A 26,636-nucleotide genomic window follows, 5' to 3' on the forward strand; every position below is an offset into this window, starting at 1 on the left:
TTTGTGTTTGTTAGTTTAGTTCAAAGACCCAAGTACGAAAAGTTGTACTTGGGTCTTTGACGAATAAATAAATTCAAAAATGGGCTCTAATAAGGCCATGACATTACACCGCCTTTTAGATTGAAGGCTGTAAATCCCTCACCTTCCATAAAACGAACGGCCTGTCCGCTGCGATTTCCACTTCGGCAGTAAACATAGTAGTTCTTGTCTTTGGAAAGCTTCTTCACCTCATCACGAAAGTTGGGCGAGAAGAAGTCGATGTTTTTTGCATCGCCGATTTTTCCTTCGGCAACTTCTCCTGACGTTCTTACATCGAGAAGTTGAGCTTTAGGATCTTTATCCATATTGGACTTAAAATCCTCCGCACTCAAATCAGTGAGTGACTTTTTAGTAAATGAGAAAATAGACATCGTTGCTTATTTTAAGTTTAACTAAACGGGAGTCATTTTCTGACTCCCTCTTTTTATTTCAATGTAGAAGGGCAGACATATTCCGTCTTTGGAACGTCTGTTTCTGAAATTCCTTTAAAACCTTCTTGAACATTGATAACGTTTTCGAAACCTCTGGCTTTCAATATCGATGATGCAATCATAGACCGATATCCACCTGCGCAGTGAATGTACTGCGGCTCATCTTGTGTAAAGGATTGCATGTTATCATTTATGAAATCAAGCGGCAAGTTCTTGGCATCTTTAACATGTTCAGCTTCAAATTCGCTTGGCTTCCTTACATCAATAACCAACGGGTTCTTTGACTTGTATATCTCTTCGAATTTCTTCGGTGAAATGCTCTCGATCGAATCGACCGTTCTGCCGTCATTTTTCCATGCTTCAATACCCCCTTTCAAGTATCCAATCGCGTGATCGTATCCGACACGGGCCAGTCGCGTTACAGTTTCTTCCTCTCTCCCATTTTCGGTAATGAGTAAAATGGGTTGCTTGATATCGGGAATCAGGGCTCCTACCCACGGGGCGAAATTTCCGTCAATTCCGATGTTGATCGAATTGGGTATAAAAGCTTTGGCGAAAGTCTCAGGATCTCTTGTGTCAAGCATCAAAGCCGTTGTTTCATTGGCTGCTGCTTCAAAACCTCCAGGGCTGAGCGCCTGCAGTCCACGATCGAGAACTTCATTAATACTCTCGTATCCTTCCTTATTCATCAAGGCGTTTTTCGGGAAGTACGAAGGCGGTGGTGCTAATCCTTCCGTCACCTCTTTTATAAATTCCTCTTTGCCCATATCCTCGCGGAGAGCGTAATTCGTCTCCTTCTCTTCTCCGATCGATCCAACGGTTTCCTTACGCATATTCTTTCCACATGCTGAACCTGCTCCATGGCCAGGATAAACAATCACATCGTCGGGCAGCGTCATAATCTTATTGCGGAGAGAGTCGTAAAGCATTGCCGCAAGTTCGGCCTGCGTCAAGTCCGATTTTACAGCAAGGTCAGGACGACCAACATCCCCTAAAAAGAGGGTGTCTCCCGAAAAGATAGCAGACTCTTTTCCTTGCTCATCCAAGAGCAAATAAGTCGTGCTCTCTAATGTATGACCAGGTGTGTGTAATACTTTGATTCGAGCCTTTCCGATCGTAAATTCCTCACCGTCTTTGGCGACGTGCGTGTCGAATTTAGTAACAGCGTTCGGACCATATACTATAGTTGCCCCCGTTGCTTTAGCCAAGTCGACATGACCTGACACAAAGTCTGCATGAAAATGGGTTTCAAAAATGTATTTGATTTTTGCATCCTCTTTCTCAACCTTATCGATGTATTGCTGCACCTCTCGGAGCGGATCGATGATTGCTACTTCTCCTTCACTTTCAATATAGTAGGCTCCTTGTGCAAGGCAGCCTGTATAGATTTGTTCGACTTTCATTCTACAATTCTTAATTTTAATTTAACTACAAAGTTCGCTTTTCCACTCTCATAAAAACGTTGTCTACTTTACATTAGAAGAACAACTCCTTCACCATGATGTAGACCCCCATGACTAAAACAAAATATCCAAAACCTTTTTTCAATTTATCCCCATCAATTTTCTTAGATAAAGTGCTGCCGATAAATATGCCCACAACTGAAATACCCGTGAATATGAGGAGAAAGCTCCATTCGATATCGTAGTTTGAAATATCACCTAAAAATCCAAATAGGCTCTTGGCAGCAATGATGAGCAGCGATGTTCCGACTGCCATTTTCATATCTAACTTGGAGAAAATAACCAGTGCGGGGATGATGAGAAAACCACCTCCTGCGCCTACCAACCCCGTAAGAAAACCGACTACAACACCTTCGAGAATTATACCGGGATAATTGAACTTCTGTTTTACCGGCTCAGCTGTTTCATCAGTAGCAGGTGTTTTCCTTCCTCGGATCATACTAAATGAAGCAAAAACCATCAAGGCAGCAAAAAGTACCATAATAAGAATGCCTTTGGTCACTTCAAAATCACCAATTGTGATGAGCGAATCGGGAATAGCAGGAACGATAAACGCTCTGGTAGCGTAAACCATTGCCATGGAAGGAATTCCAAAAACGATTGCGGTTTTGAGACTAACCAAACCACGTCTGTAAAAAGAATAACTTCCCGCTAAAGAAGTGGTACCTACAACAAAAAGTGAGTAGGCCGTAGCCATCACAGGGCTAAAACCAAACAGATAAGCCAAAACGGGAACAGTAAGTATAGAACCTCCACCACCAATAAGACCAAGCGAAAGTCCAATGAATAATGCCCCGATGTATCCGAATATTTCTAACATACCTTTTTGTGCTCGTTGAAGGTGCAAAGGTCAGCAGAAAGAAAAGCTTCGGACGTGATTCGCGTCACACTGCAGAAACAAAGTCCAAATTGATCACTCGAATCTCGTTTCTGTGAAGTTCTACAACTCCTCTCTGCTCTAGCTTTTTGAGCAAACGGGAAATCACTTCTCGAGCTGAATTAAGATCTCGCGCTACCTCTTGATGAGAGATACGCAATACATTGGAACGTCCCTCAGTCATTCGTTTAAGATAAAACACGAGCCGTTCATCCATACTTCTGAAAGCGATATTATCCAATACCTGAAGCAACTCATCCATTTTAGAGCGATAGGTCCTCAAAATAAATTCATCCCAGGATGGGTAGCCATTGAGCCACTTACGGGTAGAATCAAATGGAATTGAAAGCAAAGTGACATCGGTTTCTGCGACAACAGTTATTTGACTTTTCTCATCCATTGCCGCACACATGATTGACATGGCACACGCGCTACCAGATTCTAGAAAATAGATGAGAAATTCATGCCCTTCGCTATCCTCCCGATAAACTTTCAACCTTCCATCAAGCACCAACATAGTGCTGTTTATGGTGCTACCGGCTTTAAGCAGAGTTGTTCCGGCTTCCACTTCTTTTTCAGTAGCGGTTGCAAGAATTTCCTCTTTCAGAGCAGGTTCTAATTGATCGAAACGAGCTGCGAATAAATTTTCTGTAGTGATCATATTTCTATAAGTGGTAAAGTGCAAATATAAAGGTTTGAATGAGGGTTTTCGAGTATGACAATGACACTGAAAAAAAACTAAATTTGTCATTAGAAATAACTACGACGATCCTCCCTTATGCTGAACAGCGTTATCATTATAGATGATGATTCCATCTCAATTTTGGTTACTGAAACTATGATGAGAAAGAACGACTTCGCGAAGCAAATAATCACCTTCGAGCAACCTCAAAAAGCCTTGGACTTCTTCAAAACAGAGTATTCGTGGGATCAAGGCGCCCCTGAATACATCTTTTTGGATGTGGAAATGCCTGAAATCGACGCTTGGGAGTTTATGGATAGCTACAAGCAGATCGATCCTAGTATTCAGAAAAGAAAACATATCATCCTGCTGTCAGCAACGTTTAACCCCGATGACGAGACCAAAGCGCGCACCCACCCAATGGTGATGGAGCTCATTACAAAACCTGTAAATGGTCACATCCTGGAACGATTGAAGTAAGGAATGTCGCAAACTCAAAGAAGAAGAAGAGAAGTCAAGAAAGCGCACAACTTATTAGAGTTGACTCAGAACATTAAGCTTCAAATCGAAAAAACTTACCAAACCGCTTATTGGATTAAGGCAGAAATCAATAAACTCAATTACTACCCTCAAAGCGGACATTGCTATCCGGAATTAGTCGAAAAGAAAAATGGAAGAATCGTCGCCGAAATTCGAGGGTTCTTGTTCCGAAATGCCTACGAAGAAATTGACCAAAATTTCCGCAATCAAACGGGCAAGCCTTTGTCGGATGGCATGGAAGTATTGTTGTTATGCCGAGTGAGTTATGACCCGAAATACGGTCTCTCGCTTTACATTTCAGATATCGACGCTTCCTTCACTTTAGGGGAAATGGCCAGATTGCGATCAGAAGCGATAAAACGTCTAAAAGCGGAAAGCATCTTCAGCCTCAACAAGGAAAAACCGCTATCAAAGTTGATCGGAAGATTGGCCGTTATATCTGTTGAGACGAGTAAGGGATGGAGAGATTTTTCACAAACCATCGAAGAAAGCAAGTACGCCTCTCAGATTGAGCGAAAGCTATTCCCCGCTAAATTACAAGGTGATGCTGCTGTACTTAGTATCTCAAAAGCACTACATAAAATTGCATTGCACCATGAACGGTTTGACGCTGTGGCGATAATACGAGGAGGTGGCGGAGATACGGGTATGGATTGCTATGACAGTTTTGAGCTTTCAAAACTGGTGGCAACTTTTCCCATCCCGGCTTTAACCGGTATTGGTCACAGCACCAATTTGACAGTCGTGGAAATGTGTGGTCACCAAAACTTGATCACCCCCACAGCATTGGCGCAGTTCATTATAGATGGATATACTGACTTCGAGCAGCGCCTTAATCGTGCTGTAAGTCAACTTAAGCGTGTCAACAAACAAGTTGTACCCCTTCTAAGTAGTCGACTAGATGGTATGACCGAAGAATTAGACAGAAAATCTAAGGGGCGCCTAAATGATGCCTATACCAATCTGAGACAAACGGGGAGAAAACTCGAGCAATCCGTCAAATCGGGGTTGACCGAGGAGAATAAAAAATTAGCATTTCGTCTTCCATTGAAACTCAATCAATCAGCAGAAAGCCTTCTCCGCATTGAAAAGGACAGAATTCAATCTGCCTCAAAACAGCTAAAAAACAATACTCCCACATATTGCGATAACCAGACCAATACATTGATTCATTTGGAAGATAAGCTGAGACTTCTCGATCCTCAAAACGTTTTGAAAAGAGGATACAGCATTACACTGAAGAATGGAAAAGCAGTAAATTCGAGTACTGATTTAGTCGAGGGAGATGAAGTGACCACCCGACTGGAAAAAGGTGAGTTCACGTCAACGGTAAAAAAGAAATCAAATGGCTAAAAAAGACTCTTACGAAGACCAATTATTGGAATTGGAAGAGATTATCAAGGATATAGAAGATGAAAGCATCTCTGTAGACGAACTGAGCACAAAGGTGAAAAGAGCGGCAGTTTTGATCAAGAGCTGTCGAGCAGTACTCAGCAGCACGGAAAAAGATGTCGAGAATATTCTGAAAGATTTGGAAAACTAGTAGCCAACTTTCCTAATCCCTAGAAAAGTCTGAAGACCATATCTGATTGATTGGCCGAAAGACTAGGCTATTCTGTTTTTTTATAAAGACTGATCTAGTCAAGTTTATCTCGAAGTTCATTTTCCATTCTTCGGAAGAGCATCAAAACTCCGATAATGAGAAGCCCTAAAGAAATGGCCGTGACTGCCCCAGGCGAAATCCCATCTATAACGAAATTGGTGAACGAGGTGCAAAAATATGCCATACCGAGGTAAACCAATTGCCTACCTGCCTTTGGTTGCGCATAGTCCCAACTCTCTTGATTTCTCATTGATCGCTTTGTCCGGTAACCGTAGAAATAGATGGCCTTCCTTGGTGGAGGAAAAACCAAAAAAAGTCCGGCTATTACAAAAATAGGAGAAACCACAATTGGGATAAGCGCTATCGGATTTAGAGTCTCCATGTGCCGAATGTAAATGATCCAATCCGAATAAAATTGAAGCAAGATGAATGGATCAACACCTTAACGGACTAGTTCATCTTTATGCGCCCCAAAACAATACAACTGATCGTATTCATTGATCATACAATTGATTTTAAAAATTTTATGCTGTATCTTGAGTTACACAAAACAAAAGACCTAACTTGTCGTTTGATTTAGTGAAGAAGTAACAATTCAATATGTTGAAAAACGCGATCAACCAATTAATGATTCCTTCTATTGAGAAAGCAATCCTGAATGGCAAGCACAAACTGCTCGTTAGCATAGCATTATCAATTTCTCCTTCACTGAAAAAGGAAATAATGGATCGACTTTCTAAAGATCGCGTAAGGCGATAATAACCCCTTTAAAGATATTTTTGAGCACATCAGTTGATGTGCTTTTTTTGTTTGATAAGGCTGCCTATTTTGCGAAAAAAAAGATGGAACTCAAAATAGAACAAGGAGTAACGAAAGGCTCAGCCTTTTTGGAAGACGATGGAAAAAGAGCAGCCGAAATGACTTTTTCGATAGCATCACCCCAGCTCATTATAATCGATCATACTGACGTTAACGAGCACTATCGAGGGCAGCAACTCGGGCGACAATTGCTAGATGCGATGGTACAAAAAGCAAGGGATGAAAACTTTAAAATTTTACCGCTCTGCCCCTACGCTCGAAGTGAATTTCAAAAAGATACTTCGATCCAAGATGTAATGAGATAAACTCGTTTACTTCATGTTCACATTCTTAAGATCGGTCAATCACGGTCGAATCATATAATTGATCTAGGATGATGAGCACCACGCATTGATTCGCGATTTCTCTATCTTAGCTGCGCCTCTTCGATTGTAGACATTCAGATGATTAAGCAACTTTATTCACAGAAAAACTTAGTAGGTTTCATTTTGATTCTTGCTCTGATTCCTTTGTTTGGCATCAATCTAGACGCCTACCACGACTGGGGTGGAGACTTTGCCCAGTATATTCAGCAAGCGATCAATCTGGTAAAAGGAATACCTCAAGGCGATACCCTCTACATTTTCAATCCCTATCACCTCTATCTATCTCCGCCTTCATATGGCGTCGGGTTTCCAATGCTTCTCGCACCTGTTTATATTTTCTTCGGAAATAACATTCTCGCCTTTTTATACCTCATCACAGCAGTCTTTGCGCTCTACCTGATCTCATCTTATTATTTCCTTTCATCTCGCTTCGGAGTCGTCGAGTCTCTGATCGCGGTGCTGATCTTTGCCTATACGCCGCAGATGCTGCGGTTCAAAGGCGAGGTTCTATCCGACCTACCTTTTGCCTTGATCATCTGTATCTGCCTGGTTCTGTATTCCAAACATGCCAAACTAAAAAGCTTCCTTCCTTATGGAATCATTGGCCTTCTCATAGGGTTTTCGATGCTCATGCGGCCCATCGGCATCCTACTTTTAGCGTCCATAATTTTGGATCAGGCTGTCGGCATTATGAGATCAGGCGATTTTACTAAAAAGCACATAATCCGTCATGGATTATTAATAGGTGTCACGATTTTAGGATGCATGGGTGTCTACTTTATTTTTGGCGTACTTCTTTATCCCGCCAAGCAAGAATCCATTTCGTTCTTTTCAGATCTGTTTGTAACTAATGAAATCGGTGATCAAATTCGGGAAGGACTGGAGTATTACTTTTTGGAGCTAGAAAAAGTGTTCAACCCCGATGCCGATAAATGGCAGTTCCTGAGCATTCTTCTTGAGGCCTTTGTAGTGGTAATGATGGTTATAGGGCTGATCAAGAGCTTACTGAATAAAGCCGACTTCACTGATTATTTCTTCATGATGTACATGGGAGTCGTTGTTGTATTTCCCGTTTACACCCAAGGGTTTAGGTATGTACTTCCTGTATTTCCCATCGCGATGAAATACATCTTGATGGGTTTCCAATCCATCAAGCTGGACATTCGAGTCAGAAAGCCCATTGTGTACCTAGTGGTGTGCTACTGCGTTTATCTCACCTACGAACGCGAAGTTGAAATTGTCATAGACCATTACCCCAATCAAACCTACGGACCACAGACAACCCAAGCTAAAGAGCTATTCCAATACATCAATCAGTCGACTGGTCCTGATGAAGTTGTGGTGTTCAATAAGCCTCGGGTTTTGGGACTTTACTCCCAAAGAGGGAGTTTTGCGTTGTATACTTTCGGAGAATTGGAAACAACGGAAAACCAGCTCCGAGACTTAAAATGGAATTACCTCCTTCAATGCACCGAGCTATCCGATCAACCGATGGAGGAGTTTTTAGCAGCACATCCCAGCGATGTCGTCAGTGTCTTTTCCAACGATAAGTTCCGACTGTACAAGAAAAAGTGAAGCCGATGCATTGCTGCGGTTTCGTGGATGACTTGAACAGCAGGGCTTACATAAACCGCTACAAATTGCTACCTTTGCGGCCCTTTTAAAATAGATCGGCTATGCTGGAAGTACAGAATGTAAGTCTTCAATACGGGAAAAGAATACTCTTCGATGATGTGAATATCTCATTCAATGGGGATAATTGCTATGGTGTCATTGGCGCTAACGGAGCAGGAAAGTCTACCTTCTTAAAAATTCTTTCGGGTGATATCGATGCCAACACAGGCACTGTTCACCTCGAATCAGGAAAACGTATGGCTGTCCTAAAGCAGGAGCACTCAGCGTTTGATGAAAATCTTGTTTTGCATACCGTTTTAATGGGCCACAAAGAGCTTTGGGACATCATTAACGCGAAGGAATTGATTTACGCCAAGCCTGATTTCTCTGAAGAAGACGGTATGAAAGCTTCTGAACTGGAAGCCGAATTTGCCGAAATGGACGGATGGAATGCTGAGAGCGATGCTGCTTCTCTTCTTTCAGGTCTTGGTATCGATGAGAATCTCCACTATATGGAGATGAAAAATCTTACGGGAAAACAAAAAGTACGTGTGCTTTTGGCACAAGCGCTTTTTGGAAATCCCGATGTACTTATTCTTGATGAGCCTACCAACGACTTGGATTCTCAAACCATTAACTGGTTGGAAGACTTCTTACTCGATTTCAAAAATACAGTGATCGTCGTATCTCACGACCGTCACTTCCTGGATACCGTTTGTACACACATCGCCGACATTGACTTTGGCAAAATCAGCATGTACACAGGTAATTATACCTTTTGGTACGAGAGTAGCCAATTGGCTTTGCGCCAAAGGTCAAACCAGAACAAGAAGGCCGAGGAGAAAAAGAAAGAACTTCAGGAATTCATTTCGCGCTTTAGCGCAAACGCATCCAAGTCGAAGCAGGCCACGAGCCGTAAAAAGCTTTTGGAAAAAATCGACGTAGATACCATCAAGCCCAGCAACAGGAAATACCCTGCCATCATTTTCAACCCGGAGCGCGAAGCGGGAGATCAGATTCTTCATGTTCGCGGTCTCACCAAATACTTGGATGGAAAACCCCTTTTCGAAAACTTCGACCTCAACATTCAAAAAGGTGAAAAGATTTCACTGGAAAGTGACAACAGTTTAGCTACAACGGCTTTTTACGAGATTATCAATGGCCGCATGAAGCCCGATGCCGGTGAATTTGAACTAGGATTGACAATCAGTCCTGGCTACGTGCCGGGTCACAATGACGACTATTTCAAAAGCAACGACAACCTGATCGACTGGTTGCGCGAATACTCAACTGAGAAAGACGAGCTATACATCCGAGGATTCTTAGGGAAAATGCTCTTCTCAGGACAGGAAACCCTGAAAAAGTGCAGCGTATTGAGTGGAGGTGAAAAGGTACGATGTATGCTCTCAAAAGCTATGCTTGCCGGGCCGAACCTATTGATGCTCGATGAACCGACCAATCACCTTGACTTGGAAAGTATCACAGCACTCAACAATGCGCTTATCGATTTTCCCGGGATGATCGTTATGACCACTTATGACCAAAAGTTGCGAGAGACCGTGACCAATCGAGTGGTAAAGATTTAATCAGTTTTTCTTTTCGATCTCAAATCCGAGCTTCTGCTGAGACAGATGCGTATCTTTCACGAAAATTTCTTTCGATGAAAATATTCGTATTTGCTATTGCTCTTGTTGTTTCAGCTTTTGGCTACAGCCAAACTACCCAGCTGGGTTTGGCGTACGACGTTTGGCCTCCTTTTACTAACATTCCTGATGAAACTGCCGTAGCAACGGAAATTGTCAAGACGGCATTGAATAGAAATTCGATCGCAGTAAAAGAGCGCGTGCTGGATTTCAATATGGTGATCAAAGGACTTGAAGCAGGAAGTTTCCAAGCGAGTCCGGCACTTTGGAAAACTGAAGAAAGAGAAACCTTCCTCCTATATTCAGAACCTATCTTACACAACCAACTCGTTCTGGTAGGCCTAAAGGGTGCTGACGTGAGCGCCACAAGTATGAGTGACTTGGACGGAAAAAGAGTGGCCCTAGTAGAAGGATATGCCTATGGTGAAGAAGTAGAAAACGCTGATGGAGTGATTCTCACCAAAGGAAAAAATGATCAAGCCAATCTTCTTCTTTTACTCGAAAAGAAAGTAGACTACATTCTAGTCGATGGACTACTGGTGGCCTATCTCAGGTCATATCAAGCCGCAGATGCCGAGAAACATTTAGAGCTGGGAGCTACTCCACTCGTCACAAAGGCGCTCCACTTTGCCATTCAGAAAAACATTGAGGATGCAGAAGGGTTGATGAAAAAATTCAACGAATCCATTTCAGAAATGCAAGTTGATGGCACCTATCACCGAATCCTTAAGCTCAACTGGATTCAAGCAGATGTAGATGGCGACGGAGTACTTGAAATGATTCCGGGAGCCAATGCAGGAAGAGTGATGAAAAACGCTTATTCACTGAACGGTGGCTCAAGTGATTCGTCCAATATTTACTACAACGGAAAGCTCCTTAATTGGGAAGATCTTCCCGACGATGTGAAGCGAACGGGAATCAATAGCCAAGATGTTCAGGATGTCACATTTTTGAGTTTCGGACTCTAAACTTCGGCTACGAAGTACGTATCGAAACGAGCAAGATGCTTCTTGATTTCTTCGAGGGTATCTTCTTTTTCTTCCAGTGTGAGCTTTCCGAATAGCTCCATCAGTGGAAGAAGATAATTGTGAAGCTGCTCATGTGCTTCGCCCTTCATCGTACAATTCTTAAAAATCAGTCCAAATTCATCTCGAAGGTTCGATTGCAAAGTGTCGTAGCTTTGGACAGACGGATCGAACTGACTCACCATCACGCTCAGGTTTTTGATTCCATCAACCGTAGCTTGATTGGCCACCCATCGTTCGCCATTGTTGAGTTGTACTTCAGGAGCTGCAGGCTTTTCGACTTCGGTTACTTCAATTTCTTGTTCTACCTCTTTTGAGGGCTCGGTGCACGAAGCGAGCAGTAGCAGCGCTGCGGAGATAAGTAGTATTCTTTTCATTTCTCTTTCTTTTTTTCAAAATCAGCATAGTAGAAATATCCGTAGATCAAACTAGCGGAAGTTACCAACCCCAATAGTACATCGAAGAAAGTATCACCTTGAATATAGTTATAAATAGAAGCTGTAATCCCTAAAAGTCCTATTATCAATAAAGTGTATTTCGTTGTTTTCATTGAAAAGCGTTTGTATTAATCGCGATATAAAGTCCAAGTGAAAGTCCAAGCAGGGCAGACCAGATGACTGAACTAACAATTAAAACGAAAGACATCTCAAAGAATGAACGCAACCAAGACTTCTTAAGGAATTCTTTGTAGCCATAGATATACAAGAAAAACATCAAAATGTAAATCACCAGAACTACCACCCACCCGGGTAAAATATGGTCGAGCGGAAAAAGAAAACTCAACATATTACTGAGACAAAACATGTAAGTCTGAAAGACGATATGTTCGGCATAGTTGAATTTCCGCTTTAGGTTCATCAGCCATGTAAATAGTGCCGTAAAGGGAATGAATGTCCAAAGAATGAGGTTAAAATAACCTTGAACTTCACCAAGCAACCGCAAGACTGAAACTTTAGCTTCTTCCGGATTGCCACCCTTATCAGCTACCGATTCCGAATACCCCTGTGTGAAGTCGGTGCTTGCCTGTTGTGTAAACTCTGCTAAACCGATAAGAAACAGAGCTAAAGCCGTGGTAACAATCAATATTCGAAACGGTGGAACGTAGTGATAACGATTGGCACCTAAGTAGTCAAGAACGGTAGCACCCGGATTTGTAAACAGCTGCTTAATCGTATAAATCCCACCACGCTCGATATTGAAGGCCTCAACTGCCGAGTGCAGTATTTGCTTCATGGTGATACGTTTTACCGTTCTTACTTCTGTAATATCTAGTGGTTCTTCTTCCGTAGGAAACTCGTTCATCACATTGGCTTTAAGCGCCTAAACTAAAAAATAAAATTCCAGAGACATCCATTTTGAAAACAAAAAACCCTCGAATAATTTCGAGGGTTCCTTTGATGTCTTATGATATAGGAATACTAGCTTCTACCTCTCTTTGGGTAGCCACTGCCCTTTTTAGGATAACCCCCACCCTTCTTCGGATAGCCGCTTCCTTTCTTTTTTCCTTTGAACTTTCCTCCACCTTTGGAACCAAAACTCTTCTTCTCTTTAAATGGTTTATCTTCATAGGATGATTGAACGTGTTGGTCAGTAACAATCACATCTACCTGTCGTCCGCTAAAGTTCATGCCGCTGAGAGACATAGCCACCTCAGTGGCATACTTCTGCTCGACATCCACTGTGCTGCGCTCAGCATCAATCGAAATTCGACCAAAATTCACTTTGTCATTACCCATCACCTCATTGATGACTCCCATCAATCGATTGGGCTTTAATTCTTGACTAGAACCAACATTAATTTCCAAGGTGGTAAATCCCGATTCGGTCTTTCCGCCACTATCTCTGCGCGAACTGCGTTCAGGACGGTCACGGTAGCTATCGCGACTGCCGCGATCACTCCTCTCGTAGCGATCACCTCGGTCTCTGCGGTCATCTCTATCTCTATCTCTGCGGCCACTGCGTTCTCTTCTTCCTCCACGGTCGTCTCTGTCATTTCCTCTTGAAGAAGGAGAGGCATTTATATCTCCACCTTTCTCCGTTTCCACTTCGATAGATTTCAATGCATAACGCGTAAGCTGAGAAATGAGCTGATCTCGGTCCATCTCTGCTAGCAATACATTCATTTCAGCAACGAGATTGTCAAAATCCTTGTGCTCCGTGTTGGCATAGTGAATATCTTCTCCCACTCCCAAAACTCTTCCTCTGACGATTTCGTCCATGGTTGGAACTTTCTTGAGCTCGAACTTCTTGCCCACCATTTTCTCAATCTCTCTCAGCCTGCGGTTCTCGCGACTGTGAAGGATAGAAAGACAAATACCGCTTTTTCCTGCTCGTCCCGTTCTACCACTTCGGTGAACGTACACTTCAGGATCATCCGGCAGTGTGTAGTTGATTACGTGAGTAAGGTCATCTACATCGATACCACGTGCAGCCACATCAGTAGCTACTAACATACGCAGACTCTTTGAGCGAAAGTTGCGCATCACAGAGTCCCGTTGAGCTTGAGAAAGGTCACCGTTTAGTGCTTGTGCCGGATATCCATGTCGGCTGAGCTTGCTAGCCAATTCGTTGGTCTCGCGTCGTGTTCGACAGAATACCACTCCGTAAAATTCGGGATGTGCATCGGCTAGTCGCTTCAAGGCCTCGTATCGATCCGAAGCTTTCACCATATAATACTCGTGAGTAACGTTCTTGGCGCCTTCATTTCGTTTTCCAATACTGATGCGCTTGGCTACACCCATGTATTTTCTGGCGATGCTTTCTACTTTCGGAGGCATTGTAGCCGAAAACAACCACGTTGATTTTTCTTTCGGCATTTCTTTGAAGATGCTCTCCAAGTCGTCCTTGAATCCCATGTTCAACATTTCATCCGCCTCATCGAGAACGAACCATTCGATATTTTCCAACTTGAGAATACCTCTCTTGATCATATCCACTACTCGACCCGGAGTTCCAACCACGACTTGCGACCCCTTGTTCAGAAATCTAGCTTGAGTGCTTATAGGTGCTCCGCCGTAGACAGGAGTGATAAACAGATTGTCAATGTACTTGGCGTAATCTTGTATGTCTTTAGTGATCTGCAAGCAGAGTTCTCGCGTAGGACAGAGAATTAATGCTTGAGTAAATTTCGAAGATGTATCAACGTGATGTACCAACGGCAACCCAAAACCAGCCGTTTTACCCGTTCCCGTTTGTGCGAGTGCCACCAAGTCGCTTGCATCTTCCTCTAGTAAAGCCAATGTTTCTACCTGAACGGGCGTAGGCTTAGTAAAGCCCATATCGTCAATAGCCCGCAATATTTCAGGCTTTAAGCCCGATTCCAAAAAATTTTCCATGAAATTGTTGTGATGTGTTCCTGCGGGACTGGCTGAGGAAAGATGAAGTAATTAAGTATGTATGCCCGCTATTAATCAGGCCGCAAAGATAACTCAATTTTTCGAGCCTTTGATTTTTAAGAGCGACTCTATTTTCGCCTTTGATTCAGCCAGTTTGTCGTCTGCTCATTCATGAACGCTTTGAAGAATATTATGAACTATATACATGAAGGTCAGCCAATCTGGAAATTCATCATTACTTTACAAAAGTATCCAATCCATAGATTCACGCTTTTCAAAGTTTTTGAAATCAAGTAATGGTATCAAACTATGAGAAGCAACGTCTGCATAATCCGCCTTATTCGGCATAGACAAATTCATAAAACGAAAAACCTTAAACAAAAAAACCCCGCTCGAAAACGAGCGGGGTTCTATAGTTTAATGGTTGCTATTTAACTCATCTGGCTATGATCAACTTCTTGACTTCCACCTGTGCTCCGCTGGTATAGCGATAGAGGTAGACCCCATTGGGTAATCCACTTCCATCAAACTCAGTGCGGTATTCTGCATCAGCATCCATCATTCCGTTGAAAAGCATAGCTACTCTCCTTCCGGTCATATCATATACTTCCAGCGTTGCAGCAGCTTCTTTCGAAGAACTGAACACTGCGTATGATGTTCCCTCGGTTGGATTGGGTGCAATTTCAAGATTCAAATGAGATTGCATCTCTGTGCTTGTGCCTGTCCAAATACCGGCTACATTAATCGGCATACAGCCCGAAGCCATATCGCCTTGATTCACAAAGAATGACTCTCCATCCAGTAAGAGCTGAACTCTCTGACCGGTGTCATTGGCATCAGCATCACCTACGATTAGCCTCTGACGACCATCAACCGATAGGAAGAAGTCTCCGTCGCTGCGTAGCGCTAGTCCTGAAGATCCCTCAGGCACAAAGCCCAAGTTGACATTCTGACCATCGATGATCACTTCGAAAGCTCGATTGGGCCCCGAAGAAACCAAGTAGAGCATGCCATTCTCACCGAAGGCTATGTCACCATCGCCGATATTGGCACCCGAAACCGCTACCCCTACTCCATCTTGTGGGTGGTACGTGTACACTCGATTCATCAATTCGCTTGAAGCGAAAAGTGAGCCATCGTTGAAACCAGCGCCCGTAAATCCTGAAACGGAATACTGCGTTTCAATAACTTCGCTTGGCACGACTTCAGTGGCATTCATGTCTAGCGTTTGGTAGGCTGCATCATTTCTGTGCACCATATAGAGCAATCCGCTTACCTCATCGTAAGCCAAGCTCACTTCCACTTCGAGAGAAGCAATGAGACTCAAGCTGGCTTCATCAGCATCGTCAGCAACCATAAAGCTGTAGATGTCCGATCCACCGCCTTCATTGGCAGAAGCCAAGAAGTACACATAGTCGCAGCTCACCACATCGGGTACGCAGTTGCAATTCTCGTCATACGTTCCCGCTTGTCCGTCTGCATCGCAGGAAGTTCCCGGCTCAGCAGGTCCATTCGGCACGCCTTCGCAGTCCGCACAAGTCTCATTGTCGTTATCGGGATTGTCGTCGCAGACTCCGCATTCATCCTCGGTTGAATTTCCGTTTGGAACTCCGGCACAATCCGCGCAAGTGCTATTGAAGTCAGGATCGTTGGGAAGACGGCAAACACCGCATTCGTCGAGAATGGATTCTCCATTCGGAACACCGGCACAATCGGTACAGGTGCTATTGAAATCGGGGTCATCCGCCTCACGGCAAACACCGCATTCATCAACTATACCTGTTCCACCCGGAACACCAAAACAATCCTCCGTACAAGCTTCTTCGCCCGTAGTACCACCAACACATTCGCCGCAATTGTCGAGGAATGCCTCTCCGTTAATCACACCCGCACAGTCGGTACACGTCTCGTTGTCGTTCGTTGGGTCATCATCACAAACGCCGCATTCATCCGTAGTAGCTGAACCACCGGGAACACCTGCGCAGTCAAGCACACATGGGCCTTCATCATCGAATACAGTCACGAAAATTGAGTTGGAAATGGCCTCGCATCCGTCTACGGTCGTTCCGGTTACGAAATAAGTTCCCGTTCCTTCTACTATCAGAGAAGGTCCCGTATCCCCCGTATTCCAGAGGTATGATTCGAATGCGTCATTCGCACTAAGCGTAACGGAGCTGCCCGCGCAGATTTCGGTTTCACCATCAGCCACAATCATCAAAGTTGGGACATCTTTCACATCTATGACCACTTCATTTGATTCTGCCGAGCATCCGTCCGCAGTGAGGGCGGTAACGAAAAAAGTCCCGTCTACTGTTACTTCAATCGATTGACCGATTTGTCCATTGGACCATAGGTAATTGGCAAAACCGGGACTTGCCTCAATGATGAGGGACTCACCTTCGCAAATCGTTGCATCACCGTTGGCAGAAGCAGTTAATTGAGGTACAATAAAATTGGAGAGATTTACACTTTCTGACACACCAATACAACCGTTGGCATCAAAGCCAAGAACGAAATAGTTGCCTGTTTCGGCAGTAGTAATCGTTGATTCAGTGCCAACCACAGCTCCATTCAAAATCCATTGATATTCGGCTAGTCCTGCGGTAGCTGAGAAAGTAACTTCCTCTCCGGGACAAACGGTTTGGTCTGCTTCGCTAATCTCAACAGTAGGTTCACTTCCGCAAAAATCACCAAGAGTGTATTGAGCGCAACCCGTCGAACGACTGAGCCTGACGTAGTAAGTTCCTGCTTCGGTAATCTCAAAATTCAATGTATTTTCTCCTTCGCCATATGCGGAATTTGTTAACTGAGATCCGCCGCCATTGTAGAGGTAGATAAAACCTGACATGGTTCCGACGACATTAAACTCAGCTTGAAAATCAAAAGGAACTTCAGCTACTTCCAGCTGATACCAGTCTTCAGTATCAACACCCGTATCTGCATCGATGTATCCTAAGTGGCCTTCATTAACAGTTCCGTTTGCCGATGGTATTGCAGAAGCGAGAGCTCCATTCGGTTCATCATCGTTGGCGTATATATTTGGTGCCACCGACACATTGCCCGTATACGAACCACATGAAGTAGACCTGAAGATGCGAGCAAAAATAGTGTCTGCCGCAAAACAAGTGGCTGAGATGGATTGACTTCCCTCGGCAAAACTGGAGTTAACCAATTGGGATCCATCCTTTTCGTATAAATAGAAAAAGCCCGTTCCTGTTCCGACGAAGTCCAGACTGAAAGTAACCGTTCCATCGTTGGGCAAGGCTATTGCAAACCAGTCTTCAGGATCTGTTCCGCTGGCAACGTTGATGTACCCGATTCGACCGGTAAAATCATCTCCATTGTTGTAGATCTCACCTTCGGGAACAGTCAGTTGCGTATTGTTAGGCTCCAGATCACCTGCGTAAACAGTCGTTTGATAACTTACCGAACCAATGTAAGAACCACATCCTGTTGATCGGAAGACGCGGACTGATACCGTGTCAGCCGCCCTACAATCGACGGTGAATTCGTGGATACCTTCACTCACCGAAACATTAGTTATTTGCGATCCATCAGACTCATACAGGTACATAAATCCGGTGAATGATCCTTCAAATTCCATGGTAAGCGTAAATGATCCGTCTTCGGGCATTACTACGTCGAACCAATCTTCGGGGTCGGTACCACTTGTAACATTGATGTATCCGATACGGCCGGTGAATTCTTCGTCGGCATTGAAGGTTTCCTGAACGTCTACCTGCACATTATTGGGCTCCAAATCACCATCATATACCGTAGTTTCGAAACTCATAGACCCGATATACGATCCACAACCCGTGGATCTGAAAATACGCACGCCATAGGTATCGGCAGCACGACAATCAACTGTGAACTCATTGACACCTTCGCTTACTGCAATATTTGTTATTAGCGATCCATCCGACTCGTAGAGGTACATGAAGCCAGTGAAGGAGCCATCAAAAGTCATGGTAAGTGTATATGATCCGTCTTCGGGCATTACCACGTTGAACCAATCTTCTCCATCGGTTCCATTTGTGGCATTAATGTAACCGATCCGACCGGTGAATTCTTCGTCAGTATCAAATGTTTCCTGAACGGTGACTTGTGTATTGTTTGGCTCTGCATCACCCGGATAAAACGTTGTTTCAAAACTCATCGATCCCGTATAGGATCCACATCCTGTGGACCGAAAAAGTCGGACGCTAAAGGTGTCCGCAGCTCTACAATCAATCGTGAGAACCTCGGTACCTTCACTTACACTGGTATTAGTAACCAATGATCCATCGGATTCATAGATGTACATAAAGCCGGTGAACGACCCTTCAAAATCCATGGTGAGTGTATACGAACCATCTTCAGGCATCACCACGTCGAACCAATCTTCTGAATCAGTCACCGGATTGGTATAGCCGATATGCCCTGTAAACTCTTCGTTAGCCGCAAAAGTCTCCAAGACAGTGGCCTGCGTATTATTTGGCTCCATATCACCGATCTGTAGGGGCGGTGTGAATTCTACCGAGAGGGTATAATCCCCTGTATTGGACGAACTCACGCGAACGTAAATTAGCCCTGACCCGACGCAATCTGCGTTTAGGACTGCAGTTCCATTGACGGATACATTTGTAATCTGAGACCCATTAGATCGGTAGAAATAAAGAAATCCCGTCATGCCTTCACTATAAGTTACATTGGCTTCGAGAGATCCGTTGTCAGGCAGATCAATTGCATAATAATCATCTGCGTCGACAGCCGGTTCCGTATTCAGGGTTCCCGTTACTTCTGTCGCCAAATCCAGAGGAGTGGCGGTGGCAGTTGAGTTGTTTGGTTCTACATCGGCAAATGCTGCCGTAGCTGTAAAGCACAGGAAAAGGAGGCCGATGAGCCTCAGTCCCTCTTTGGTTTTAAGTAAGCAATACTTCATTGAATTTTGGTTTAGTGCCCTCGGAGCTAAAGAGTTTAAGGTAGGTTTAGATTGATTATTTATACAACTCGTCGAGCGGGTTTGCATGTTCATCGATCTAAATTGAAAAGGTGAACACAATTTCAGAGATCAAATATTTAGAGGTCAGATATCAGAGAAAAATTGGGAAATAGACATGGTCGATTGGGAGTGACCAGTGGGCAGCTTTTCAGTGGGTAGTGATCAATTAGGAATGATCAATTAAAAATGGTCAGGCCTGAGTTGTCTTGATACTTGGTACTTAATACTTCGTACGAAATTAGCTGATTTAAACGCTGAGCCGCGGAGGTTGCAGAGAGAGTTTGATCGATCACCGTTAACTTAGGAATGATCAATCAAGAATGGTTGGGCCTATGGTATCAGGTCTTTTCTTGATACTTCGTACTTAATACTTTGACCAACTTTTATCATACTCATCGGTATTTTTCGATCTTCGTTGACTCGTTAGAATGAAAAGTCAATTCAATTTTTTTATAGCGTTCTTTTTGGTCGCCATTGCCCATCAAATTACTTTTGGTCAAGCCAGTGTTGACTCGCTTGATGGTGGCCTCAGCTTGAGTGTCAATGGACATTATGGATTTGTGATTCCCGAGTATTCGAGCTTCATTCTCCTCACGGATGAGCCCGTTAGAAGCGGTGAAATATCTCTTGAAAAAAGGCTTGGCGCCAAAAATTCTTGGAACGCGATATACAACTATCCTACGGTAGGGCTTACATTGTTTTACACAACACTCGGAAGCAGTGAGGTTCACGGTAGTGAAATTGCCCTCTTTCCATTCATTCGGCTGCCCGTTTTTCAATCACCCAAGTTCAATGCAGGAATTTCTTTGGGTTTAGGTTTGGGGTATGTCACCAAAACCTACGACGAAGAGACCAACCCTTACAACGTGGTGGTCGGTTCAAATCTGAACGCTCATTTTCAAACGAAAGTCGATCTGCGTTATCAGCTCTCTGATGCGCTGGGAATCCAAACGGGATTGGCTTTCGGCCACTTATCCAATGCCAATACGGCCGAGCCGAATATCGGGATCAACAATGGAACAATTTACTTGGGATTGAACTACGTGCTTAAAAGAGAAAGATTAGCCGGAAATACAGAAGAATTCTCGCCGTCTAAAAAGGTCTTTTACGAAGTAGCCCTTGCTCCGGGGTTCAAATCGACCAGAGCCCTGAAAGACTCTCGGCATTTCACCCTATCAGCCACGGGAGATCTATGGAAGCCCCTTTCAAGAATCATATCAGTCGGAATCGGGCCCGATATTTTTTACGACGGATCAGCAGAAACGGAGCTCACCATCGACGATAGTAAAACGTATGAACCCATCATGCAATGGAGCACGGGAATCCACGGTTCATTCTCTTTGCGTTACGATCGACTGCGCCTTATTCTTCAAGCCGGTGTCTACGTCGGCCTTGCCAATGAGGTAGAAGACGAGCCAATTTACAATCGAGCTATGGTACGTTACGATGTCTCGGAAAAATTCATTGCCTACTTTGCCATGAAGTCGCACTTGCACATTTTAGATCACCCCGAATTTGGATTCGGCTATCGCTGGGGAAAATGAGAAGACTCTACTATATCTTGCTATTGATTGTCTTTTGGGGTTGCTCAAAAGACGAGGAACTAATCAGGACATTCGATTTAGACGCATTCAATAAAATTGAGTTCAATGATAGTTTTAAGGTTCGTTTTCACACCTCTGATGAATTCAAAATTGTAGCCAATGGATCAGAGCGTTTTATAGAAGATCTTGAAGTAATCTCCACGGGAGACTCAGTAGTGATTGAAAACAAAGTAAAGGCGGCTTGGCTATGGCCTGAATCCAATAAAGTGATATTGGACGTTTATTGCGATTCTCTAGCACAAATCAAAGCGAGTGAGAGTTGTACGATTTCTTCGATCGACACCCTCCGCTCAGATAACCTTCTTCTCATAGTCAGTAGCAAACTAAATATAGCAGATCTTAAATTGAACTGTCGTGAGTTTTCATATTATAACAACTTCCCTTGCGGAGGAGTGATGACCTTTTCGGGAAAGGCGGATAAATTGGATATCTTTAATTACGCATTGATGCAAGTCGAGGCCTCAGATCTCAGCGCAACCAGAGTCTTTGTTGAAAATCATTCAGGAGCGTCTTGTGCGGTGAAAGCCTTGGATGAATTCTCCTACTCCATCTACAATCGAGGTGACATCTTTCTTTCCGGAGCTCCGGAGGTTATTACTCTTATCGAAAACTCAGGCGAAGGCGAGTTGATCGTTGTGCCATAGACACTTAAAAATTTCTTTTACTTTTAGTCCAAACCAAACTTATCAAGTATGAATCCTATTTTGCGGAATATTCTCGCCTTTGTACTCGGAGCAATAATCGGAGGAATTGTCAATATGGCTATAGTCACCATTTCACCATCCGTTTTTCCACTTCCCGAAGGATTCGACCCAAATGACGTAAACACCTATGCAGAGCATATAGATGATTTCAGTTATGGAAATTTCTTTATGACATTTTTGGCTCATGCACTAGGTACTTTGGTAGGAGCATTAATAGCGGTGAAAGTAGCAGCTACGCACAAAGTCAAACTCGCATATGCCATTGGTGTATTTACCATGTTGGGCGGAATAGCGGCGGTATTTATGATTCCTGCACCTACCTGGTTTATTGCTGTGGACTTACTTTTGGCATATATACCAATGGCATGGCTAGCTTCAAAAACCGCTTGATTCTTGATTGCAAGTAATTTCTTTCAAGACAGGCTGAATTCATAATTTCGAGCCATGAACGGAAAAAAACCCGTCAATTGGGTCGTACTCCTCGTGCACCTTCTGGTGATCGTGCTTTATCATAACTTGGTGTACATTGGTCACTACGGTTACGACGATATGGAATATGCCAGAGCTGCCGTAAATCTATTGAACGGCGAACCTGATTTTTCCAATCACTTCTCTCATCGTGTTTCCGTTACCGGCCCCACTGCTGTTGCTTTTGCAATATTTGGAGTAACCGATACTGGCGCTACTCTCCCCGCTTTAGTTTTCAGCTTTCTGCTTGCCTTTTTGGTCACTTCATTGCTTTGGAAAAAGGGACCCATCGCTTTGTCCATCGGTTTGTCGTTGGCACTGTTACCTCAGTGGTTTCTGTTTTATACCGATAAGCTCATGCCCGATATGACGGTGGCATTTTTTGTTTTCGCCACCGTTGTTTTCTACTGGCGCGGCATCAATAGTTTCGGCAGGCGAAAAGCAGCTTACGGAGCGGTCTTTTCACTCTCCCTACTTTTGGGTTTTTTAGCCAAAGGAACGATTGTACTAGCGCTTCCATGGGCGCTGTTCATTTTCGCCATAGATCTTTTTCGAAGAAGAGAAAAGTCTTTTTGGCTGGCTGCCGTTGGGTCAGGAGCCCTTTTCCTTGGAGTATATTTTCTTGCCACTTGGTGGCTCACCGGATCATTTTTCAGCCGATTTACAGCAATTGCCGGAAACGCTTATATGAACGCTTGCAGCTATGCGGAACTGCCAAGCAGCTTTCTTCTCGAAAGGGTCACCAAAGGATTTTGGGAGATGGGAATTCAATATGGGCTATTGCCCGGAATGATTTTTCTAATTGCCGGTTTGATTGGCAAAAAGTTCAGACTGATCGGCGAAAACTACTCCCTTTTGCGGTATTCATTATTGACCGGGATAGTCTTTTTGCTCTCAGCAAACTTCATGACCATATCTCCCACTGCCTACAACCCGATGTGCTTGGACGTGCGACATTATCTTTTTCTCACACCGATACTCGCTCTTGTGGCTGCTCTTGTTTTCTCCAAATACATCTCTGCAGGTCGGTACAATATTGTGCTTCCCATGTTGGCAATAGCTTTCGCACTCTTAGCTTACCAAATTGATAATAAAGAATTTGAAAAGCTTTGGCTTCCGATTGCAGGCGTTATTCTTCTTGGGTTCGTTCCAATCATTCGCCGAAAAGCAGGATTTCTATTTCCTATTTTGACTTTTGGCGTTATGCTCATTCTGCCGTGGGAAATGTTTTCTTTCTCTGATCAAGTGAAGTATCGCGAACAAAGAGAGTGGATAGTGGAACAATTGGAGAAGCTTGAAAACGGATCAACCATTTATACCAGCCCCGTTCAAGAGCGCCTCACGCGGTTTTACCTGCGATTTGATTCATCCGAAATTAAAGTTCGACGCTACTCAGATTTGGAAAAAGCCTATGAAGCCACCAATCAGAATTATCTTCTTTTCAATCCATATACCTTACAGCTTTCGGGAATGAACAATGACCAATTGCCCTACACTGCTCTATACCCTACCGAAACAAGTCGACTCCTGGAACGTGACGAAAAGACAGGGATGGAACTCTACCAAATAGAAGAGGTGATCTCCCCGAGAAGTCAAGGAACAGCTATCGTATCTATCCTTGAAGTTTTTGATAGCGCCTCACCGTCAGAATTGGAGTTCAAGACAGAAAATTTCGTAGAAAAAACAGGTAGGTCAGCTTACAAACTCGAAGAATATTCAGGCACTTTTCGGGTGCCCTTTGACTCCATTTCTGCTCTGGCCGAAAAGTACACCTTCGCATTGATTGATCTCGATGCTTATGCTGAAGCCAATTCCAATCTGCGTATTGTCATTTCCATTGAAAAAAACGGTATAGAATTATTCCGAGACGATGTATATCTGTTGAAACAAGGATTCATTTTCGGAACATGGAATACGGTGAATGCGGAAGTGAGACTACCTCTGATAGAAGAGAAGGGCTGCGAACTACTTACCTACATCTGGAATCCGGAAGGTGATACGATGTATATCGACAACCTACACCTTTCGATAATCTCCATGTAGGAAAGTATAAAAAAAGCCACCCTTGGAGAGAGGTGGCTTTAAAGTTGTATGTTAAACTTTTACAGTCTTATTTTGATTCCAGCATTGATAACGAAGGAATTGTGTTTGGTGTCACTAAATGAGTCCAGCGCTTCATCCACGTCATGGACATCAGTAAGACCTATTTCATATCCTAAGTCGACGAACAAGAAGGCAATATCAATACCCGCACCCACACGAGCTGCCCAAGCCATACTTTTCCAGTCTACCGCGTCATCAACGAAGCTTTCTGAATACTCGGTTTTTGTGTGAAAGGTCATAGAAGGACCCGCAAAAACTCGAAAATTTAAGAGATTCTCTGTCTCTGGATCGATAAATCTATATCCCACAAAAAGCGGAATCTCCACGCCTGCAATAGTTTGATCGATCGACACATCTCCTGCGTCGTCCACGTATTCAACCACTTGCTGTCCGTAGGTAATACCAGGATAGAAATGGAATTTCTCACCGATCAAAATGTGACCACCGAACTGATAACCTGCCTTAGCGGAAGTCGTCACTCCATCGGGCTCTTCTTGCACATTCCCAAAATTCAATCCAACCATTGGACGAATTTCGAATTGAGCGAACGCATCGGCTCCAATTAACAGCACCGCAAACGCCGCAAAAATTAACTTTTTCATAGGGATATTTATTGGTTTATGCAGAGCAATGTACTTTTTTTTTTTAAAAAGTCTCTCGTTCGCCTTCTTTAATGGCTTGACGCAATATATGAGCTGATTCCAACAAAAGCTCTTCTTCTTTTTGATCAGTATTCATTGTCAACACCTTATCAATTCCAGCGTCCGATATGACTACCGGTAACGAAAGCGCAATGAGTCCAAACGGACTTTCCATCTCTTGCACCATGCTCAACGTAACGACCCTTCTTTCTCCTCTCAAAATCCACTTGAGCAAGGTGGCCGTAACCAATCCGATGGCATGATTCGTGGCTCCTTTTCGCTGAATGATTTCTTGTGCGGCAGATCTTACCTCATCTTCAATTTCTTTTTCGTATTCCGTTTTCCAACCGTCCCATTCGCGAATAGCAATGCCGCCAATGGTGGCTCGGGACCAAAGCACAACTGAAGAATCTCCGTGTTCACCCACGACTTGGGCATGAATGGTTTTTGGTTCAAGGTTCAACTTATTCCCGATGATCTCTCGTAAGCGAGCCGAATCGAGAAATGTACCCGTTCCAATCACCCTTTGTTTTGGCAGGCCCGTATACTTCTGGTAGAAATAGGTCAATACATCTACCGGATTAGCCACGATAATCAAGATTCCATTGAATCCTTTTAGCTCATGAGAGATAGACCTGGCAATTTTCAGGTTGTCCTGAAGCAGCTCCAACCTTGATTGGCCTTCACTGCCACCTTTTCCAGCTGTAACAACAATCGCATCGCAGTCCTTCATTTCAGCAATGCTCGCCGCGTGAATATCAGCCGACGGAAAGAATGAAGTACCGTGGTTTAAGTCCATGGCTTCGCCCTCAGCGATGTCTTGATTTATGTCATTGAGCAAAAGCTCTCGACAAACTCCTTTTTGCAAAATGGAGATGGCCACACTGGCTCCTACCCAGCCCATGCCTATAATTCCAACGGAGTTCTTCATGATATACCAAAATAGGTCTGATCAAAGTTCGGAAAGAACATTGTCAAATCGGAGTGATCTACTTCTTTTTCTTCGGTGGAACACAAGTCTTGCAGAAATCAGCAAGTGCATCTATTTCTTCCTTGACCAATTGATGCTTATCAAGAAGCACATCAGCCTTGCGACCCATGTCGGATTGCTTCATAACTGAGGCATAAACATCGCTCATCTCTCTTTGTAAATCTTGCCAAATCACTTGAAAAAAATCACCACTTGAACCAAACTTTTTTCGGTCAAAAAGCTCTTTCCTGAATTTACGGGCATAGAGTTCATTCAAGTCAAAATTGAATTGAGCAACTCGTATAAGCTGATTAACCAAATCATCATTTGGAGCAATTATCGCAGCTGCCTTTCTATCAAATACACAAGTCGCGTATTGATTGAAGTTTTTCTTGAAGGCGAACTCAGCATTACTCATTTGGTAACTGAATTGGATACTCGCTCCCGGATAGACTGAGTATGATGTCAATTCAGGATTCACTTCTGATTCGGGAGAAAGAAAGTCTGCCAAGGTGAGTTCATAATCCTCAGACCATTCAAAAGTATCTTGCGCTGAAAGTGGAACTTTCAAAGCCAAAATCAGCAACATTAGTAGAAATTGTTTTTTCATCACTCAAGCTATTAATACAGCGCGAAAACAACCCGAAAGACAAGAGCCACAAAAAGTAAAAACAAAGTTCCTCCGAGTGTCTTTATTCACGCTGTTACTATTGACAATTGAAAGCC

Annotated in this window: 24 protein-coding genes; 11 read left to right on the forward strand and 13 right to left on the reverse strand. The window is 43.6% G+C overall.

What is annotated here, in order from left to right:
* Window positions 1-86: 86 nt before the first annotated feature.
* The 4 genes from O3Q51_12805 to O3Q51_12820 form a co-directional block, all read right to left on the reverse strand.
* Window positions 87-410 carry a rhodanese-like domain-containing protein gene (locus O3Q51_12805; GenBank protein MCZ4409695.1) on the reverse strand — a complete coding sequence of 108 codons (324 nt, stop codon included), beginning with the start codon at window positions 408-410 and terminating at the stop codon, window positions 87-89.
* 53 nt (window positions 411-463) lie between these two features.
* A complete protein-coding gene (locus O3Q51_12810; protein MCZ4409696.1) occupies window positions 464-1,873 on the reverse strand; it encodes an MBL fold metallo-hydrolase in 1,410 nt (469 codons plus the stop codon).
* Between the two features lie 73 nt (window positions 1,874-1,946).
* Window positions 1,947-2,753, reverse strand: coding sequence for a sulfite exporter TauE/SafE family protein (locus O3Q51_12815; protein ID MCZ4409697.1), 807 nt, complete (start codon window positions 2,751-2,753; stop codon window positions 1,947-1,949).
* A gap of 64 nt (window positions 2,754-2,817) precedes the next feature.
* Entirely contained in the window at window positions 2,818-3,471 is a 654-nt protein-coding gene (locus O3Q51_12820; GenBank protein ID MCZ4409698.1) for a Crp/Fnr family transcriptional regulator, read from the reverse strand.
* Between the two features lie 117 nt (window positions 3,472-3,588).
* Between O3Q51_12820 and O3Q51_12825 the strand changes: the two genes are divergently transcribed.
* From O3Q51_12825 to xseB, 3 genes are read left to right on the forward strand one after another with little or no spacing between them, the layout of a single operon-like run.
* Entirely contained in the window at window positions 3,589-3,972 is a 384-nt protein-coding gene (locus tag O3Q51_12825; protein ID MCZ4409699.1) for a response regulator, read from the forward strand.
* Between the two features lie 3 nt (window positions 3,973-3,975).
* On the forward strand, window positions 3,976-5,385 hold the full coding sequence (gene xseA, locus O3Q51_12830) for an exodeoxyribonuclease VII large subunit (protein MCZ4409700.1): 1,410 nt from the start codon (window positions 3,976-3,978) through the stop codon (window positions 5,383-5,385).
* Window positions 5,378-5,575: an exodeoxyribonuclease VII small subunit gene (gene xseB / locus O3Q51_12835; GenBank protein MCZ4409701.1), complete on the forward strand. Its 198-nt coding sequence runs from the start codon at window positions 5,378-5,380 to the stop codon at window positions 5,573-5,575. The genes xseA and xseB overlap by 8 nt, the downstream gene beginning before the upstream one ends.
* Before the next feature lie 94 nt (window positions 5,576-5,669).
* Here the strand turns inward: xseB and O3Q51_12840 are convergent, their stop codons facing one another.
* The gene (locus tag O3Q51_12840) at window positions 5,670-6,017 is read right to left on the reverse strand and encodes an SdpI family protein (GenBank protein MCZ4409702.1); all 348 of its coding nucleotides are present in this window, start codon (window positions 6,015-6,017) and stop codon (window positions 5,670-5,672) included.
* A gap of 460 nt (window positions 6,018-6,477) precedes the next feature.
* On the opposite strand from O3Q51_12840, the gene O3Q51_12845 reads away from it, so the two are divergent.
* The 4 genes from O3Q51_12845 (at window position 6,478) to O3Q51_12860 (ending at window position 11,044) form a co-directional block, all read left to right on the forward strand.
* Window positions 6,478-6,759: a GNAT family N-acetyltransferase gene (locus tag O3Q51_12845; protein MCZ4409703.1), complete on the forward strand. Its 282-nt coding sequence runs from the start codon at window positions 6,478-6,480 to the stop codon at window positions 6,757-6,759.
* Window positions 6,760-6,897: 138 nt separating this feature from the next.
* On the forward strand, window positions 6,898-8,394 hold the full coding sequence (locus tag O3Q51_12850) for a glycosyltransferase family 39 protein (GenBank protein MCZ4409704.1): 1,497 nt from the start codon (window positions 6,898-6,900) through the stop codon (window positions 8,392-8,394).
* A 101-nt stretch (window positions 8,395-8,495) separates the two neighbouring features.
* The gene (locus O3Q51_12855) at window positions 8,496-10,019 is read left to right on the forward strand and encodes an ABC-F family ATP-binding cassette domain-containing protein (GenBank protein ID MCZ4409705.1); all 1,524 of its coding nucleotides are present in this window, start codon (window positions 8,496-8,498) and stop codon (window positions 10,017-10,019) included.
* Window positions 10,020-10,093: 74 nt separating this feature from the next.
* A complete protein-coding gene (locus tag O3Q51_12860; GenBank protein ID MCZ4409706.1) occupies window positions 10,094-11,044 on the forward strand; it encodes a transporter substrate-binding domain-containing protein in 951 nt (316 codons plus the stop codon).
* On the opposite strand, the gene O3Q51_12865 is transcribed toward O3Q51_12860, so the two are convergent.
* The 5 genes from O3Q51_12865 to O3Q51_12885 form a co-directional block, all read right to left on the reverse strand.
* Entirely contained in the window at window positions 11,041-11,478 is a 438-nt protein-coding gene (locus tag O3Q51_12865) for a hypothetical protein (GenBank protein MCZ4409707.1), read from the reverse strand. The genes O3Q51_12860 and O3Q51_12865 overlap by 4 nt on opposite strands.
* A complete protein-coding gene (locus O3Q51_12870; GenBank protein MCZ4409708.1) occupies window positions 11,475-11,651 on the reverse strand; it encodes a hypothetical protein in 177 nt (58 codons plus the stop codon). The genes O3Q51_12865 and O3Q51_12870 overlap by 4 nt, the downstream gene beginning before the upstream one ends.
* The gene (locus tag O3Q51_12875; GenBank protein ID MCZ4409709.1) at window positions 11,648-12,403 is read right to left on the reverse strand and encodes a DUF3667 domain-containing protein; all 756 of its coding nucleotides are present in this window, start codon (window positions 12,401-12,403) and stop codon (window positions 11,648-11,650) included. The genes O3Q51_12870 and O3Q51_12875 overlap by 4 nt, the downstream gene beginning before the upstream one ends.
* A gap of 116 nt (window positions 12,404-12,519) precedes the next feature.
* A complete protein-coding gene (locus O3Q51_12880) occupies window positions 12,520-14,436 on the reverse strand; it encodes a DEAD/DEAH box helicase (GenBank protein ID MCZ4409710.1) in 1,917 nt (638 codons plus the stop codon).
* 436 nt (window positions 14,437-14,872) lie between these two features.
* Window positions 14,873-19,360, reverse strand: coding sequence for a T9SS type A sorting domain-containing protein (locus tag O3Q51_12885; protein MCZ4409711.1), 4,488 nt, complete (start codon window positions 19,358-19,360; stop codon window positions 14,873-14,875).
* A gap of 488 nt (window positions 19,361-19,848) precedes the next feature.
* Between O3Q51_12885 and O3Q51_12890 the strand changes: the two genes are divergently transcribed.
* The 4 genes from O3Q51_12890 to O3Q51_12905 are packed head-to-tail and all read left to right on the forward strand — an operon-like array spanning window position 19,849 to window position 24,239.
* The gene (locus tag O3Q51_12890) at window positions 19,849-20,964 is read left to right on the forward strand and encodes an acyloxyacyl hydrolase (protein MCZ4409712.1); all 1,116 of its coding nucleotides are present in this window, start codon (window positions 19,849-19,851) and stop codon (window positions 20,962-20,964) included.
* Entirely contained in the window at window positions 20,961-21,668 is a 708-nt protein-coding gene (locus O3Q51_12895; protein ID MCZ4409713.1) for a DUF2807 domain-containing protein, read from the forward strand. Before O3Q51_12890 ends, O3Q51_12895 begins: the two co-directional genes overlap by 4 nt.
* A gap of 48 nt (window positions 21,669-21,716) precedes the next feature.
* The gene (locus O3Q51_12900; protein MCZ4409714.1) at window positions 21,717-22,118 is read left to right on the forward strand and encodes a hypothetical protein; all 402 of its coding nucleotides are present in this window, start codon (window positions 21,717-21,719) and stop codon (window positions 22,116-22,118) included.
* A gap of 54 nt (window positions 22,119-22,172) precedes the next feature.
* Entirely contained in the window at window positions 22,173-24,239 is a 2,067-nt protein-coding gene (locus O3Q51_12905; GenBank protein MCZ4409715.1) for a hypothetical protein, read from the forward strand.
* Window positions 24,240-24,298: 59 nt separating this feature from the next.
* Here the strand turns inward: O3Q51_12905 and O3Q51_12910 are convergent, their stop codons facing one another.
* The 3 genes from O3Q51_12910 to O3Q51_12920 are packed head-to-tail and all read right to left on the reverse strand — an operon-like array spanning window position 24,299 to window position 26,520.
* Window positions 24,299-24,901 carry a porin family protein gene (locus O3Q51_12910; GenBank protein ID MCZ4409716.1) on the reverse strand — a complete coding sequence of 201 codons (603 nt, stop codon included), beginning with the start codon at window positions 24,899-24,901 and terminating at the stop codon, window positions 24,299-24,301.
* A gap of 43 nt (window positions 24,902-24,944) precedes the next feature.
* Window positions 24,945-25,871, reverse strand: coding sequence for an L-lactate dehydrogenase (locus tag O3Q51_12915; GenBank protein ID MCZ4409717.1), 927 nt, complete (start codon window positions 25,869-25,871; stop codon window positions 24,945-24,947).
* A gap of 58 nt (window positions 25,872-25,929) precedes the next feature.
* Entirely contained in the window at window positions 25,930-26,520 is a 591-nt protein-coding gene (locus O3Q51_12920) for a hypothetical protein (GenBank protein ID MCZ4409718.1), read from the reverse strand.
* Window positions 26,521-26,636 lie beyond the last annotated feature (116 nt).

Source organism: Cryomorphaceae bacterium 1068, assembly GCA_027214385.1.
Lineage (GTDB): Bacteria > Bacteroidota > Bacteroidia > Flavobacteriales_D > Cryomorphaceae > JAKVAV01.